Consider the following 16,900-nt stretch of genomic DNA (forward strand, 5'->3'; position numbering starts at 1 on the left):
TGTTTCTATCCGAGTGATAGAGTTAAGACGGCGAAATTGTTTGATTTTCAATCTCAATTTTCATTCGGCGTTCATTGACTGTCGCAATAGTCAGATGTTCAAACGACGGCTCAGTAATATCAATATCGATATCCAAACTATCATTATCCATCGCGATAGCCGCTTTCGTAACTGATTGATAAAAATTGCGCAGGACCACTAAGTTCTCACTCAAATCATGTGAACCTCCTAGCAAAGAATATATCTTGCATCGATTACTACGAATATTTGATAACAATTTGATGACTTCATCTTGTTTTACCCAATCATCGTTATTTGCAGTAAAAGCAATAAACGGTATATCAAGATGCATCATGCTATTCATTGTGGAAGTTAAATCTTCCCAGCCAAAATCAAAGCAATCTCTCGCGAAGACTTCAGCACCCAATTTATGGCCTTCAAAATCCAGATTATTCGGCAGTTCATCAATGGGTAAGCTGAGATAGTCAAATCCTAAAGCTCTTTCGAGAGTATATCTTAAGTTAACAACACCCACCGCAGTGATTAAAAACGAAACATTGATTTCAGACAGGCTTGCATAAACTATCCGTGCAGATAAGCTTGAAGCCAAAATACCACGGTTATTTATTTTTTGTGTATTTAACCAATCAACTACGGCTAACAAACTCTGTTTTCCTATAGACATGGTAAATTCATCAATTGTCCCTGAACTCAATCCAACATGGTGAAGTGAATCATAGCGGATCACATGAAACCCATTCCGTGACAAATACTCCGCCAGACCAGCAAAATGATCCATCCTCCGGGCAAAGCCAGATGCAATAATAATTGCATTCTTTCTTTTTGGGCTGTTTTCTTCTGGCAGTGTTTCCCAAACATGAATTTCTTTATTTCCTTCAACGCAAATAACATGGTCGATGGTTTTATATCTGGATACATTTTCCATACTTTTTACCTATTTAAGGGACAAATACCAGGAACTTATCTTCTTCCAGGAATCGAGTCTGTTCTATTTCGACCGCAACATCCTTAACAGTATAGTGAGATGGCCTTTCATGAGAAATATATGTCACTAATCGTTGTAACGGTCTCATTCCATCATGAGATCCACCCACTCGAAATATGTTATTCATTCCTGCTTCTACAATCCTTTCAGCACCTTTTAATGCTAATTCGTCCCGATACTTAAATGCTGACTCCCAAGGAAAAATAGAGATGGTTTGCGTCCTATTTTTTTGAACATAAGGCAATATTTGCTCAATATTATCGACATGATGAAGGTACACACACCGGCCAAGTGGTTGATTAAGTTCCACACCCGCCTTTGACTCAATAATCATCCAGCGCTGATGAACATCAGCCTCTACTTTTAATCCAGCAAATAAACTTTCTTTTTGAACTAAGGAATAGGCTGCCTTTTCATCAAAATCTTTTTTGGCGTTTGGTAATATATGCGCATATAAGTTTAGTTTTTCTATCAACGCTAGCTTAAATTCTTCATAATGACTTCCCATGTAGTATATGTTTTGGGTGGAAAAACAAGCTTGTTGATCGTAAAAACAAACATCATGAGCCGCACCTGTCGCTGCGGACGTCAAATCAACAGGATCATCAATAATGCAGAAACTCTTCTTAGAGACAAATTTAATTACGTCAATATAAGGTGGTGCATGCTTTACAGCCCAATTAATCGCATCTTCCCCACCCCAAGCGACAATGACATCCGCATGTTGCATAATTTCTTTTGCGAGTGATGTATCACCTTGATGTTGCCAATATATAACAGACAAAGAGCGCGTTATCGGATGATTAGGGTCTACATCAATAAAGCTTAACGCTAATGCATTGGCTGTAAAAGGATCGGCGGATGAGGTTTTTATAATGCATTGATTCTTTGTCAAAATTGCGCGTAATATAGACATTATACCCGATAATGGGACATTACCCGCCAACAGATGTACAGATTTACCTTTCGGAAAAGCTCTAATATAACTTTCATCCTGAGGTAACCATTCATCCATGATATGGCGAGAACCAAGCTCATTATTTACAACATCATAAAGACCACCTTTAGAACATAAGATCATAGAGATCCAGTTGGCCTCCAGCTTAGCCATTGCTTCTGAATATCCCATGTATTTTTTCAGGTCGCGAATGTATGTCCTGCGTCTTGAATATTCTTCATTTTTCCATCTTTGCCCTACTGTGTAGAGAAAATTGATAATGTTATGCAGCTGTAATTTATTATTTTCATTATAATTAATAATGTTTTTTACTTGAGAGTCATTCAATATGGGCAGATGAACACGATTATCACCAAAATTAATGGATTGCACTAAATCATCACTTTCAGGAAATGCTTCGACTTGGCCGTTAATAATGAATGAAAATTTTTTAGTCATATTTACCATCCATTTAGTGGGGTAACTTCAACTTAAGTTACTGCTTGACCATCTTGCAAACTGGGTTGTATCAATAACTTACTTCTCGTATTTTGGTGTTATGGCAGTGTAAATAATAAAACATCCAAAAATGAGACTCTGATTACGCTGTACCTGAGCTGCTCCATCATATCAACAAGATTTGTTAATGAAAAGTTTAAATTAAAAGAGTTACGATTTTATTTATGCGTGATAATATTTATGAAAATTATTACCTTGTTTACGAATTAGTTTATATATAAATTAGACAGTGCGGCAGTGTTCCGTCATTATCAATCGCAGGATTTATCTTTATACCTAGACAACTCCCCCCACATCACATTAGTCATTTGGTCAATGTGATTAAAACGGCCCTCTATTTTTTCTAATACCTGAAGTGATAATGTGGCTTCAAACTTTAGGGCTAAAATAGATAAAGCTTTCCAATGACCAATCAATTCCGTGCAATGTTCAATCAGAGAAGGTGCAATATCTGCTCTGATTAAAGAATATTTTAACAAACTCAAATTGGGTATCACATACAACACACTGATATGATCAAACAATCTTTTGGCAGCCCGACAAGCTTTTTCCTTTGGCTGCTGAAACGCATTCAGGCATAATTTGCTATAATTTCTCAACGCATCATAATATTCGGGTAAAGTATTAAATAATTCAGCTTGACAAGTCAGTAATTTCCTTACCGACATGATCTCTAGATCTTTCAATGAATCAACAATATAAAAATGCCCCATATGATCATAAGTTTCACCGGGCACTTTATCGTAAAGCGCTAAATAAAATTGCTCGGAGGGCATCCATGCCTCACAAGCATAGGATTCCCGATCAACCACCAAAGAATCAAAGATACGCACTTGTGAATAATCATCCGCAATAGCGGTGATCAACACAGCATGCAGGTATTCTGGTTTATTGGTATAAACCTCAGAATAAGATAAATGTGCCGAATTGACCCAAGCAACTACGCCTTTCTTCTGACATAATAATTCATATAATTGACAACACCAATGTGTGTAATCTATCGGTAGTGAAACCATATTTGCACCTAAAGATACCGCGCCAGTTAGTCCAACAGTTTCAACCGAGAAAGTATATTCAGGCATATTCAACTCATCATAACCACTACGAAATAAATAACCATTGCCAGCTTCAAAGATCTCTGCCTCAAAAATCTCCTTACCCTGTAGATTAAGTAATCTTGTCAGGCTACCGGTAAAACAATTGATAGCGACGTTTATTTTCGATTTATCCATCATATTTTCCATAAGTATTTTATCACCTCGATACAATGGACTTATTTATGAATAGCGGACCAAATATATTATGTCCTGCAATCACAGTTATTTTTCCTTTAATATTATTTTGGCTGCTTGTGATATATTTTCGATAAGTAAGTCAGGTTCATAATTCAAAGTATGTGATAACAGCGCCAAAAGTAATCTCTCCATCCCAAAAGCAATACAAGCAGAATGCATAGGGCAATCACTGACACGACTGATAATATTAAAATTTGTGGTAAATAAATCCCGGTGTAAATTTCGTGAACCAACACTAACGTTATATTTATCAAACCAAGGAATAAGCACTTCACACTTGACGCCCATTGATAATTGTACTTTCCGAGTCACTTTAGAATGCTCGCCATAAAATACATCGCTGGCTTTTTCCACCGAAAGAGAAGGAAACAGTAGTCGTAAGAATTTAACGGTTTGTCCAAATATTATTTCACATTGCGTTTCTACTTTTTCCTGTATCCCCACCAATATTAATTCACGCATGGTAAAATTCCCCATGCGGGTAGGCTCATCTTTAACCGGTTCGTATCGATGACACTGTCCTTTAGCCGTAAAATATTTCAATTCCCAATCATGGGTGCTATCTATCAAATGAGAAAAGGTATGATAGCAAGTCGATGGACTCAATACCCATGCATCCCCCGCTTCCTCACTCATCACCTCATTGTTTAAATGAGGGTAAACATGCAACGGATTGCTAGGCAATTTATCAAAGAAATTTATACGTTCCAACGTGGAGCGAGGTAACAATGTAGTACAGGAGTGTGGCGTAACCGATATTCCTTCACACAAAACTTGCAAGAGTGTCGCATCAAGGACTTCGGCGGCATCATACAACCTATCAGTGAACCTGTACCCAATAAGACCATTCTGTGATTGCACAATGGATAACAGCTTACGCTGCTGAAGTTCTTTTATCATATTCTTATATTACCTTTGCTGATCGACAATTACCTTATATTATCCGGCAAGCAATCCCTGCCCTCCAAATTGAAAGGATGTGTTCCCATATCATCAAATATCATATCCAGATATTCTTCTAAGACGACAAGGAAACACATTTGAAATATCTAAGCTTTATTCAATTCAGTCATTTTCTTCAGGATTTCAACGTTATTCTTTCCATACAACAAATCCCTCAATATAAAGTTTATCCAGTGAGGTTTTCAAAAACGTATCTATCGCAACATCAGGTGACATGATAAGTGGCTGCCCCTTAACGTTAAATGAAGTATTCACCAGACAACCATAGCCGGTTATTTCCTGTACCGCTTTTAATAACCGCCAGAAAGTCGCATTAAAATTACGTTCCACAAGCTGAATACGTGCCGTTCCATCAGCATGAACAATACCAGAGACCGGCCCTGCCATTTCTGGTTTTACTCCGGCAGTGCAAAGCATATATCGGGTCGGTGCCAGATTTCGTGTCTCAAAAATAATATCGCAGTCTTCATCCAAAATGGCAGGCGCAAATGGACGGAAAGCTTCACGAAATTTCACCGTGCTGTTAATTCTGTCTTTTATTCCTTCACCTGCCGGAAGCGCAAGAATTGAACGATTGCCAAGTGCTCTTGGACCAAATTCCATCCGGTCATGGAACCAGGCAATGATTTTATCTCCGGCGATATCTTTCGCCGCAGAAATAAAATAATCATCGTTCAACCCCAAATAACGCCATTTCATTCCTGCATTACCACCATGTCGGAATAATACATTACGGATCTCATCCGTTGAGAAGCGCGGGCCGAGATAGGGATTAAAGTAACGATCTGAATCATTGTGGTATTTACCGGCAACAAAAAGCGCCGCCCCCAAAGCAGTACCATCATCACCCGATGCAGGCTGGACAAAGACATTTTTCACTCCATCAAGCTGACAAAGAACCTGATTGGCTTTGCAGTTTAAAAATGATCCGCCGGCAAGACAAAGCGACGTTTCACCGGTTTTTTGCAACCAATATGTGACTAATTGTTTCAGCAAAAGTGTGAATTTTTCCTGCAATCCCGCAGCAAAATCCTGGTGAACATCCAGTAAAGTGTCATCTTCACTTCTCGGTGCAAGATCGAACATATCGCTAAGTTGTGCTATCGCGCCAGGATAGCCATATTCCGCATTATCAAACGCTTGTGATGACCAATTTATAGATATTGATCCACTATCTGCATCGAATTGAGCCAATTCGTTGAAAATATTGCGATATCGCTCAGGGTTACCATATGCGGCAAGTCCCATGACTTTATATTCATCACTATTAAATACAAAGCCAAGGAACCGGGTACAAATAGAATAAAATATTCCTAATGAAGAACTAATTGGCTGGCTGTGTAATTTTTGAAATTGCTGATCTTTAGCAAGATAAACACTCAAGGATTCTATTTCACCCATGCCGTCTGAAACGACACACAGTGCAGATTGGAAACCACTGGGATAAAAGGCCGACGCCGCATGAGCCAAATGGTGATCTACCGCTTGAAAACGCGGTTCAATATCCTGCCATCCGGCTGAAACGAATTCATCAATCACCGTTTTGCCACTGAAAACACCCTCGAACATTTTTTCGTTCGACATAAAAAAACGACGATAGTGATCGTAATTAAAACCGTGGGCGATAACCTGTATATCATCTTGTGTGAGACCTGCTTCCGCCAAACAATAGTTAATCGCATTGGCTGGAAACCGTCCCGTGCCTTTCTCTCCGGTAAAACGTTCTTCCGCCGCAGCGGCAACAACTTTTCCATCAATAATCAAACAGGCCGCACTATCTACTCCCTGACAAACACGCTCGTCTAATTTACTCACACGCGGATAATTTTCTTGCATAAAACGTTGAGAGTTGGGAAGACCACTGATACCTAATATAATCATATTATTAACCTCAAAATTATTATTTTTCTTTCATGAAAATCAGATTATGCGATTTATATTTATAGTCCGTTTTGTATCATGAAGAATTAAGTCACCTTACCAAATAAAGTGATCGCGTTATTACCACCAAAGCCAAATGCATTATTCTGCACATAACGTAAATTATGTTTTACTTCCATATCATGAGTAATCAAATTAAATTGATATTCAAAATCCTCCGGCAAAATATTTGTTGGTGGCATAATCTGATCTCTCAAAGATAAGCAAGCACTGACTGCGCCAATCGCTCCCGCCGTTGCCATCATATGCCCTATAGTTCCTTTAATCGCTGAAACAACCGAGTTGGGGAAATATTCAGAAAATATTGACGCTTCTACTGCATCATTAGCTTTTGTTCCCGTGCCATGTGCATATATACCATCAATATCTCCAGCGTCCAGCCCTGCCGAATTTAATAATTTTTCATGGCATTGAGTAACACTCTGAATATCCAAATTAGTAGGATGTAATGCATCATTATTACTTGCAGTGGCGATCAATTCAGCATAAGGAGATTGATATTCGCTAACTCGCTTCCTATTCTGCAACACTAAAAAAGCAGCGCCTTCAGATATGGTAATAAAGCGTCTTAATTGCGAAAACGGACGGCACTGTTCCGCACCCAATGCATTAAGCATGTAAAAACCTGACCACACCTTTTTAGAAAAAGCATCTCCGCCACCTATTACGGATGTTGAAACTATCCCTGCTTTCATCATGCGTAGTGCTGTTTCAAGGGCAATATTTGCTGACGCACAGGTATTATGTATCGTCATGGAAGGTCCGGAAGAACCCATTGCGCGAGCAACATTATCGGAAACCGCATGACTCGAATAGATATTGGCATTCCAATTCACAGGCATACCTTCAACTAATTGATCAAGAATATCCGCCTCAGCCTCATTATTACCAACACACACTAATGCATTACGCAATTCAGCGCATCCCGGTTGTAATCCTGCATCTGCTATCGCCTGGAGTGCTGCGTCTACAGCATACAGAGAAGAATCAGGCACCTGTGCCCCTGTACATTTTGGCGCCCTGGCTTTTATATCCATACGCGGCCCAGCCGAAATTTTTCCGGCAACAAAATTTGGCTTCATAGAAGCATAAACAGGCGCCAATCGGGTAAAGTTTGACTCTCCAGCGCATAACTTCTTCCAATAACTTTCGACGTCTATACCAATGGGAGTGACGACGCCAAGCCCGGTAACATATATTTTATCCAACATCGTTCCCCTTCCTCTTAATTGATACAGCGTCATTTATCCAAAACAATTTTTCCCCTTCACTATATGCCCATGCATCCCAACACATTATTGAACCAAACCGTGTCACTTTAGTCTCAATAAACACAGGAGAATTAATATGTTCAATCTCCGGACTGAAAGCCAATTCACCAAATCTGGCAAAAACATAATCACTTTCAGTTAAAATGTTTTGCTGCTGATGTTGCAAAACTAATGCCAAATTCCCCATTGCCTCAACAAGGATAAGCAAAGGAGAATAATGGAATTTTTGCAAATAAGCGGATTCATACTGCAATAATTTAATATCCAAATGACAATTTGCGCTATTTGATATATCATTAATATAGACGGTCTTCGGCAAAAACCAAAATTCGGGTTCACGCAATGGTAATGATAATAGAGAAGATGAAAAAATATTTATTTTACTTTCGCATTTATCATCTTTTCCAGAATAATCCAGTAAAAAAGAAAAACAGAGTTTTTCGGATACGGTTGCAGAAATCTTATTCCTCTCCTGGCTATATTTAATGTTCTCATCAGGACGTATAAATTGATAAAAAGATAGATTTTTCAAATTGATAAAATCGACAGATTTATCAGCCATCTCTTTACAAAAAGCGGCTACCGGCAGTATACCAGGAACAACAGGGTTATCAGGAAAATGATATTTAAATATCTCCTCTTCAGATGAAAAGACCTGGCTAATATAATTAATCATCATTATGTATAACCCTTACGCCTGAGGCATTCATGTTATCGATTGTCATAAATATAAAAGCATCTTCTTTTTTGCTGTGCTGAATAGCACTCATAAATTCATGAAATAGAAAAGCACTGTTATATTCTTGATATTCAATGATATTATAATCTTTAATCGTATTAATTAATGCTTCATTCTTATTTAACGTATTGAATATAAAAATTTTAGTATCCGGTGATAAAGCGTTAAGCTGCCTTTTTATTTCTTCCACTGTTGACCCAAAGAAAAAATCTGCCGTAAATTGTTTTCCACTCGATAAATCCACACACATCACGCCAGAAGATATTGATTTCTGGTTGTTGATTTTTTTTCGTATATCATCAAGTGCTTCTGCACAATAGATATCACCCAAAAACAGATGGCTAATACCTGCTGATCTATTATATAAATTAAGTAACGCCTGAATTAATACCATAACCGGCGTTTTACTGCCTGCATTGAGTGTACAGTTTCCTCCTGTCACCTTCTTGTCAATGTTAATAAAGATTGAAGCTGAACTTGTAGTAGCATAAGGAAATTGTTGAGCGGATACCGTCTTATCATTATTCCTTACCTGCTGCTGAAAACGAAGCATTGCGTCAAGGTTGCCATATTCTGTACCCACAATCACAGATTCATTCTCTGCATTTCTCTCTTCTGCAATAAGCTTATTTGCCAGATAGGTACAAATGCGGCTGAAGTCGTCACGAAAACGATCACCTTTATTGCTTACAAATTCAGAAATATCAGAGGGAAGATAAAATCCCTCCTCTCTCTCATTCCGAAATATATTCGGATAAATAGCTAAATTTTCTACGTTAAAAGTCAGCATTTTCACCAAACTCATGTTTAAAGAATAGAAAATTCTAGAGCCTATCCCAATAAGCGTTATTGTTCAGACCGTTATTGTGAATGAATATCTAATAGGATTGGCTCTTAATTGTTGATTGAACGAATCCGACTATGGCAAGTTATTCTTTATTTCCTCCCAAAGCTCACCTACAGTTTGAATACGAGCAAGCGCATCTTCGGAAATCTCTTTTCCAAAGGTTCGCTCAACCGATAAAATAACATCAATTAACTTTAGTGAGTCAATGCCAAGATCACTCTTCAATAATTTATTCGAAGTTATTTCAAAATCAGAGTCTAACTCAGCAACATTCAACAGAATACTTGCTAATTCTTCATTAACCATATCAATATTGTCCATATCATCATCCCCAATATGCGTATATCCTACTTAATGGTTTATAGATCTATTTATATCAAGAAATATGTATATTGAAAAATTTATTCCTACTGATTTATTCAGAAAAATAATTCATAAACGATATAAGAATAAAGATGTTTAATAATTAGCTTTAGTCTTTATTCCAAATAGTTTGACCAAAACTGTAATGATAACCGGCAATCATTCTCACATTAAAGCGATTGGCAATATTTATGATGTTGCTATTAACCCATCAATCCTCCATCAATGCGAAGGGTTGTACCTGTTATATAAGTTGACGCACTCAATGCTCCGACACAAAAACGGGCAATTTCATCAACATCTGCCATTCGTTTTAATGCAATACTTTTGGCTAATTCCACTTTTTTCTCTGAAGAAATATGACGTAGCATGCCACCATCAACATACCCTGGCATCACAGAGTAGGCCCTGATATTAAACCGACCATAGTCATTAGCAATATTTTTTACCAATGCGTTCATAGCCGCTTTCGAACAAGAATAAGCCGTAGCTCCCGGCGATCCACGTACACTCGCTGTAGAAGAGATAAATTGCATCACACCATTACGATTCTTCATAAAATGCGGAAGCAAATACTTTGCCACTCTTGCAGCGCCGAATAAATTGACATTAAAAACATCATGCCAGCTTTCAATATCCTGGACATGCAACAAACCATCCAATGACATCGCTGGAGTATAGATAACCGCATCAATACATCTCATCTTTTCAATTGCAATTTCAATTGCTTCTTTTACGCTGCCATCCGACATAACATCCAAATGAATCTCTTCATTATGCGGTTTACGTGAAGTCCCTAAGACCTCATAACCACTCGCTACCGCATGTTTACAAATCGCATTCCCAATTTCACTTGATGAACCAATAATAAGTACCTTACTGTTATATTTATCCATTTAAACATTTCTACCTTATCTAAAAATTATCTTCCAACCGTCAACCCTACTTTAAATAGGGCATTCAGAATAAGTATCATTAAGATAAAAAAGTATTTTTGACTAATTTAATTCGTCTAATTACATGAGTCACTCTAAATAATAGGGTGGGTTTTTATATCTGTCAAATTATTAATCTAATATTTAAGAAACATTAAAATGTTGGTCAAATCACACACTAAACTAAAGAAAAAATAAATTATGAAATCATTTGATATGGCTAATTTAATCCTTGCATAATAAATACAAGTAGTAAATACACAATCAATTATTTAATTCCACAATAATAACAATTATAAATTGTCATCAAGCAGGTTAATTCATTACAAAAATAAATCTTATAATTCTATAATTAAAAAAATATATAGCTTAAGATCTCAAAACATTGATAATATTATTTATGAAATTAGCTTAATAAAATCTACCGATAAGAAAAAACACGTAATATAATTGATCCCAAGATATTTCCCAGTGATAAAATCGTTATTCTCTCTTTTACTTTTTACTTCCCTGCCGTTAAGCTATTTACATTGAGTTTGATGTATGGCTCTATCGTTTTGAACTAAAAGTATTATTCCTGCAATTCGGATTATGATGGCCTTATTGCTTTTTCCTTTTATTTTTTTGGTTTATGCACAGATGAAAACTCGTAGAATGAATGGCATACGGCCATTTAGTGCTGTTATTGATGCTTGTTGGAAAGAACCCTACTCTTTTACCCGTTTAATTAAAGATATTATTGCCGGTATTACTGTCGGTATTATCGCTATCCCACTCGCGATGGCACTGGCTATTGGCAGTGGTGTCGCGCCACAATACGGGCTTTACACCGCCGCCATCGCCGGCATTGTTATCGCGGTAACCGGCGGATCACGCTACAGTGTTTCCGGCCCCACAGCCGCTTTCGTGGTCATTCTCTATCCGGTATCTCAGCAATTTGGCCTGAGTGGTTTGCTTATTGCAACATTAATGTCGGGAATTATCCTGCTGGTGATGGGGTTAGCCCGTTTTGGCAAATTAATAGAGTATATTCCTCTACCGGTGACACTGGGTTTTACTTCTGGGATCGCCATCACTATCGCAACCATGCAGGTAAAAGATTTTTTTGGTCTGCAATTGGAACATGTACCAGAAAGTTATATCGATAAGGTTGCCGCGCTGTTTCAGGCACTGCCAACGCTGCATTTAAGTGATACGCTGATTGGCCTGGCGACGCTTTCAGTTCTGATTTACTGGCCTAAGCTTGGGCTGAAATTACCCGGACATCTTCCAGCCTTGATCGCGGGAACCGCCGTGATGGGGATCATGAATTTATTTGGTCAGGATGTTGTGACTATCGGTTCTGAATTCAGTTATATATTGAATGATGGTACGCAAGGTCAAGGTATCCCGCCCATCCTTCCTCAATTCGTTTTACCGTGGCGTTTACCCGATATGGGGTCTCATCACGTTGATATCAGTTGGGCAACAGTTTCAGCTTTATTGCCTGCGGCCTTTTCAATGGCAATGTTGGGTGCTATTGAATCACTGCTTTGCGCCGTGGTTTTGGATGGTATGACAGGTAAAAAGCACCACTCAAACAGTGAATTAATTGGTCAAGGGTTGGGAAATATCGCTGTACCGTTCTTCGGTGGTATTACAGCTACCGCTGCCATTGCCCGATCAGCAGCAAACATCAGAGCCGGTGCAACATCACCTGTTTCCGCCATTGTTCACTCTCTACTGGTGTTATTAACTTTACTGGCATTAGCGCCAATGCTCTCCTATATTCCGCTGGCCGCCATGTCCGCCCTGTTGCTCATGGTCGCCTGGAATATGAGCGAGATACATAAAGTTATCGATCTGATCCGCCGCGCGCCAAGGGATGACATTATTGTGCTGGTTCTTTGTATGTCGCTCACGGTGCTGTTTGATATGGTCATCGCGATTACGATTGGTATCGTGTTAGCCTCACTGCTGTTTATGCGTAGAATCGCCAATATGACCCGCATCAGCCAATTGCCACAAACAAATGGGGATAAAGATCTGTTGGTTGTGCGTATCAATGGCCCGTTATTCTTCGCTGCGGCTGAACGTATCTTTACAGAATTAAAGGAAGCAAGCGCAGGTTATCAGACGATCCTCATGCAATGGGATGCTGTTCCTGTATTGGATGCAGGTGGGCTGCACGCTTTTCAGCGCTTTATTGATGAAGTGGGTAAGGATAAATATATTGCTGTTTGCGATATTCCCTTTCAGCCTTTAAAAACACTGGCCAGAGCCAAAGTTCAATTGGTTGAAAATCATCTCAGTTTCCATGCAACATTGCCACGGGCAATGGAAGAATTGAATTTCAATTGAAAAATGGATGACTGAAACCACTAGAAATAAGAGCTTAGCCAGCCTGTTACCAATAATGGCGCTGTAAACCAGCGCCAAATACATTCATCATGTGATATCACCAGATTATTTACTGGTATCCAGTTGAGAGAAGTTTTTCACCACGTCATCAATCGCTTTCATCTGGATCAGGAATGGCTCAAGCTTTGCCAACGGCAATGCTGACGGGCCATCACACATCGCATTTACCGGATCGGGATGAGCTTCAAGGAACAAGCCGGCAATACCGACGGCCATTCCCGCACGCGCCAGTTCAGCAACCTGAGCACGACGACCACCAGACGCGGCACCAAACGGATCACGGCATTGCAGTGAATGAGTCACATCAAAAATCACAGGATGCCCCCCCGTGGCCTGGACCATGACATTGAAACCCAGCATATCCACAACCAAATTGTCATAACCAAAGTTGCTGCCACGATCACACAAGATCACCTGATCGTTGCCGCCTTCTTTGAATTTTTCAACAATATTCCCCATCTGGGCTGGGCTGATAAATTGTGGCTTTTTAACGTTAATCACCGCGCCGGTACGGGCCATTGCCTCAATCAAATCAGTCTGACGCGCCAGAAATGCCGGAAGTTGGATCACATCAACCACTTCCGCCACCGCCTGTGCCTGTACCGGCTCATGCACGTCAGTAATAATTTTCACACCAAAAGTTTGTTTCAGCTCCTGAAAAATCTTCATTCCCTCTTCCAGCCCAGGGCCACGGTAAGAGTGAATTGATGAGCGGTTTGCTTTATCAAAGGACGCTTTGAAAACATAAGGAATGCCCAGTTTTTGTGTCACTGTCACATAGTGCTCACAAATACTCATGGCCAAATCCCGTGACTCAAGGACATTCATACCACCAAAGAGAACAAACGGCAGATCGTTAGCGACCTTGATATCACCAATATTAACCACTTTCTGTTGCATACTTATACCTTCTGTTAAGGGCAAATAAATTAACCAGATAAATCAGTGCAGAGCAATATCAGTGCAACACAACATATTGCTGCTCAATGGAGTATATCTGCATTCTGATCATTTCTACGACCGGATCTTCCGGGCAATGCTCGACAAAATAATTTAAATCAGAAACTGCAATATGATTACAATCAAGCTCGGCGTAAATAAGCCCTCTATCACGTATTTCATATGGGTCATCGGGATCAAACATCAGAACGGCTTCACTGGCTTTCAGCGCCAACTCCAACTGCCCTTCTTCCATTAACGCGATTTTTATGGTCTCCAGCACTTTGCGTATCATGCTGATATTATCAGCTTCCTGCAAATCATCCGCTGTCAATTCAGCTGTCTGGCTGATATTACCTTTTAGCCACACATCAAGTATATATTCACTCAGCACTTCACCATTGGTTGGATTAATAAACCTCACCGGTTTATCCGGGCAATCAATACGCAGAATCAATTGTGTCGGAAAAACAACCGGCATAAAGGGCAGTTCTAAAGCCTGAGCAATATGGATAAGAATGATGCCTAAAACAGCAGGAGAACCTTGGCGGGTTTGCAGTACTTTATCCAACCACAATGTATCTGACTGACAATAAACACCACTGGCACCGCCGAATTTCCAGTTCTGGTAAAACAGCTTGAGTAATTTTTCCAGCTGTTCCTCTCTATTCATTTGTGGAGATATTTCACGCCTGGCTTCATCAGTCAATACCTGAAGCTGCATCTCTACTGAGTTCTGAGGAAAGTCGGAGCGAATGGCTCCGGATATTAACAGAATACCGCTACTTAAAGATGCGTTATTAAATTCATAATCAGCTATGGCTTTCATCACTTTTCCACTGACCCAGTGTTATTCGCTCATTACCGCCATAATCCTGAAAAGTAGCCACCTGCTGATAACCACTCTCAGAAAACAGGCTTCTTACAACGTCTCCCTGTTTCCAACCATGCTCCAGCAACAACCATCCATCAGGTAACAGAAAATTACGCGACAAATTAATAATTGTATTTAGATCGGCCGTTCCCTGTTTTGCCGCAATTAATGCACTCTCCGGTTCAAATCGCACATCACCTTGAAACAGATGTGGATCGGCTTCATCAATGTAAGGCGGATTACTCACAATCATAGCAACTTGTTGATTATTCAACGAAGAGAACCAATTGCTTTGCAGAAAATCCACATTTTGTATTTTCAGTTTTTCAGCGTTACCCTGCGCCAAAATAACCGCATCAGGATTGATATCAACCCCAGTAATCTGGCAATCGGGGCGCTCACTGGCAATCGCCAGCGCAATCGCACCGGTTCCGGTTCCCAAATCCAGAATGTGACAAGGTGCCGGTGCAAGCCGTTCAAGCGCTTTTTCAACCAGACACTCCGTGTCAGGTCGCGGGATCAATGTGGCAGGCGAAACATTTAATGGCAACGACCAGAATTCACGTTCGCCGATAATGTAAGCAATAGGTTCACCTTTTACCCGGCGAGCCAGTAACGTTTCAAGCTGGCTGAACTGCTCTGAACAGAGTTGCGTTTCCCCAAATGCCAATAGGTAAGTTCGGGAATGGCGAGTGACGAGCCCCAACAAAATCTCCGCATCCCGTTTAGGGCTGTCACTGGCTGATAACTGTATTGTGGCTTGTTTAAGCCAGGAGTGATAATCCATCAATCCTGCTCTGACAACGCTGATAATTGATCGGCCTGATATTCATTAACGATCGGCTGAACAAGCATATCCAGTTTGCCTTCCATCACTTCATCAAGACGGTACAAGGTCAAGTTAATACGATGATCCGTCACCCGTCCTTGCGGGAAGTTGTAAGTACGATTGCGATCTGAACGATCACCGGAACCCAGCAAGTTACGGCGCTCCGAGGCTTCTGCTTCCTGGCGCTTACGCACCTCAGCAGCACGAATACGCGCGGCCAATACCGACATCGCTTTCGCTTTGTTTTTATGCTGAGAACGCTCATCCTGACACTCAACGACAATACCGGTTGGAATATGCGTGATACGGATAGCTGAATCCGTAGTGTTGACGTGCTGACCACCGGCACCAGACGAACGAAACGTATCAATACGCAAATCACTTGGGCTGATTTCTGGCAATTCTGCTTCTGGAATCTCCGGCAAAACCGCAACGGTACAGGCAGAAGTGTGAATGCGCCCTTGCGATTCAGTTTCCGGTACACGCTGAACACGATGACCACCAGATTCAAATTTCAGATGACCATAAACCTGTTCGCCGGAAATTTTAGCGATAATTTCTTTATAACCACCATGCTCACCATCATTGGCGCTCATCACCTCAACTTTCCAACGACGGGATTCAGCATAACGGCTGTACATACGAAACAGATCCCCGGCAAAAATAGCCGCTTCATCACCCCCAGTTCCGGCGCGAACTTCAAGAAAACAGTTGCGTTCATCATCAGGATCTTTTGGTAGCAGCAACAATTGCAACTGCTGCTCTAACTCCTCATTACGAACCTTAGCGTCCTTGATCTCTTCCTGTGCCATTTCCCGCATTTCAGGGTCATCAAGCATTATTTCAGCGGCCTTAAGGTCATCCTGCACCGTACGCCAGACCTTAAAACAATTCGTCACATCGGTCAGTTGAGCATACTCCCGTGACAAAGCACGGAAACGTTCCTGATCAGCAATCACATCAGCATCGCTGAGGTGAGCCAAAACTTCTTCGTGACGTTCTTGTAATGCTTCCAATTTAGCAACAATAGAAGGCTTCATTC

At 40.2% G+C, this 16,900-nt stretch carries 15 protein-coding genes; 1 reads left to right on the forward strand and 14 read right to left on the reverse strand.

Going from position 1 to position 16,900, the window contains the following annotated elements; translation table 11 throughout:
• Positions 1–22: 22 nt before the first annotated feature.
• From ACGF63_RS04880 to ACGF63_RS04925, 10 genes are all read right to left on the reverse strand, one after another.
• Positions 23–946, reverse strand: a complete 924-nt coding sequence (locus ACGF63_RS04880; protein WP_036847602.1) for an acyl transferase — start codon at positions 944–946, stop codon at positions 23–25.
• Between the two features lie 13 nt (positions 947–959).
• Positions 960–2,402: an acyl-CoA reductase gene (locus ACGF63_RS04885; protein ID WP_036847604.1), complete on the reverse strand. Its 1,443-nt coding sequence runs from the start codon at positions 2,400–2,402 to the stop codon at positions 960–962.
• A 311-nt stretch (positions 2,403–2,713) separates the two neighbouring features.
• Positions 2,714–3,706, reverse strand: a complete 993-nt coding sequence (locus tag ACGF63_RS04890) for a hypothetical protein (protein WP_036847607.1) — start codon at positions 3,704–3,706, stop codon at positions 2,714–2,716.
• A 75-nt stretch (positions 3,707–3,781) separates the two neighbouring features.
• Positions 3,782–4,657 (reverse strand): hypothetical protein, encoded by an 876-nt coding sequence (locus ACGF63_RS04895; protein ID WP_152962168.1) that lies wholly within the window; start codon positions 4,655–4,657, stop codon positions 3,782–3,784.
• 192 nt (positions 4,658–4,849) lie between these two features.
• Positions 4,850–6,601: a carbamoyltransferase C-terminal domain-containing protein gene (locus tag ACGF63_RS04900; RefSeq protein ID WP_036847613.1), complete on the reverse strand. Its 1,752-nt coding sequence runs from the start codon at positions 6,599–6,601 to the stop codon at positions 4,850–4,852.
• A gap of 86 nt (positions 6,602–6,687) precedes the next feature.
• A complete protein-coding gene (locus ACGF63_RS04905) occupies positions 6,688–7,872 on the reverse strand; it encodes a beta-ketoacyl synthase N-terminal-like domain-containing protein (RefSeq protein WP_162524087.1) in 1,185 nt (394 codons plus the stop codon).
• Positions 7,862–8,611 (reverse strand): hypothetical protein, encoded by a 750-nt coding sequence (locus tag ACGF63_RS04910; RefSeq protein ID WP_387629151.1) that lies wholly within the window; start codon positions 8,609–8,611, stop codon positions 7,862–7,864. Before ACGF63_RS04910 ends, ACGF63_RS04905 begins: the two co-directional genes overlap by 11 nt.
• The gene (locus tag ACGF63_RS04915) at positions 8,601–9,467 is read right to left on the reverse strand and encodes a hypothetical protein (protein WP_387629154.1); all 867 of its coding nucleotides are present in this window, start codon (positions 9,465–9,467) and stop codon (positions 8,601–8,603) included. The genes ACGF63_RS04910 and ACGF63_RS04915 overlap by 11 nt, the downstream gene beginning before the upstream one ends.
• A 123-nt stretch (positions 9,468–9,590) precedes the next feature.
• The gene (locus tag ACGF63_RS04920; protein WP_036847625.1) at positions 9,591–9,839 is read right to left on the reverse strand and encodes an acyl carrier protein; all 249 of its coding nucleotides are present in this window, start codon (positions 9,837–9,839) and stop codon (positions 9,591–9,593) included.
• Positions 9,840–10,084: 245 nt separating this feature from the next.
• Positions 10,085–10,777 carry an SDR family NAD(P)-dependent oxidoreductase gene (locus ACGF63_RS04925; RefSeq protein ID WP_152962172.1) on the reverse strand — a complete coding sequence of 231 codons (693 nt, stop codon included), beginning with the start codon at positions 10,775–10,777 and terminating at the stop codon, positions 10,085–10,087.
• Positions 10,778–11,455: 678 nt separating this feature from the next.
• Here ACGF63_RS04925 and dauA point away from each other — a divergent pair.
• Positions 11,456–13,156 (forward strand): C4-dicarboxylic acid transporter DauA, encoded by a 1,701-nt coding sequence (dauA, locus tag ACGF63_RS04930; protein WP_387629157.1) that lies wholly within the window; start codon positions 11,456–11,458, stop codon positions 13,154–13,156.
• A gap of 105 nt (positions 13,157–13,261) precedes the next feature.
• On the opposite strand, the gene kdsA is transcribed toward dauA, so the two are convergent.
• Genes kdsA through prfA form a run of 4 tightly spaced genes read right to left on the reverse strand, consistent with a single transcriptional unit; the run spans position 13,262 to position 16,898 of the window.
• The gene (gene kdsA / locus ACGF63_RS04935; protein WP_152962174.1) at positions 13,262–14,116 is read right to left on the reverse strand and encodes a 3-deoxy-8-phosphooctulonate synthase; all 855 of its coding nucleotides are present in this window, start codon (positions 14,114–14,116) and stop codon (positions 13,262–13,264) included.
• 58 nt (positions 14,117–14,174) lie between these two features.
• Positions 14,175–14,984 carry an invasion regulator SirB1 gene (gene sirB1, locus ACGF63_RS04940; protein ID WP_036847632.1) on the reverse strand — a complete coding sequence of 270 codons (810 nt, stop codon included), beginning with the start codon at positions 14,982–14,984 and terminating at the stop codon, positions 14,175–14,177.
• On the reverse strand, positions 14,968–15,816 hold the full coding sequence (prmC, locus tag ACGF63_RS04945) for a peptide chain release factor N(5)-glutamine methyltransferase (RefSeq protein WP_152962175.1): 849 nt from the start codon (positions 15,814–15,816) through the stop codon (positions 14,968–14,970). Before prmC ends, sirB1 begins: the two co-directional genes overlap by 17 nt.
• Positions 15,816–16,898, reverse strand: coding sequence for a peptide chain release factor 1 (gene prfA / locus ACGF63_RS04950; RefSeq protein WP_036847638.1), 1,083 nt, complete (start codon positions 16,896–16,898; stop codon positions 15,816–15,818). The genes prmC and prfA overlap by 1 nt, the downstream gene beginning before the upstream one ends.
• Between the last annotated feature and the right edge of the window lie 2 nt (positions 16,899–16,900).

This window comes from Photorhabdus sp. RM322S, assembly GCF_042879395.1.
GTDB lineage: Bacteria > Pseudomonadota > Gammaproteobacteria > Enterobacterales > Enterobacteriaceae > Photorhabdus > Photorhabdus khanii.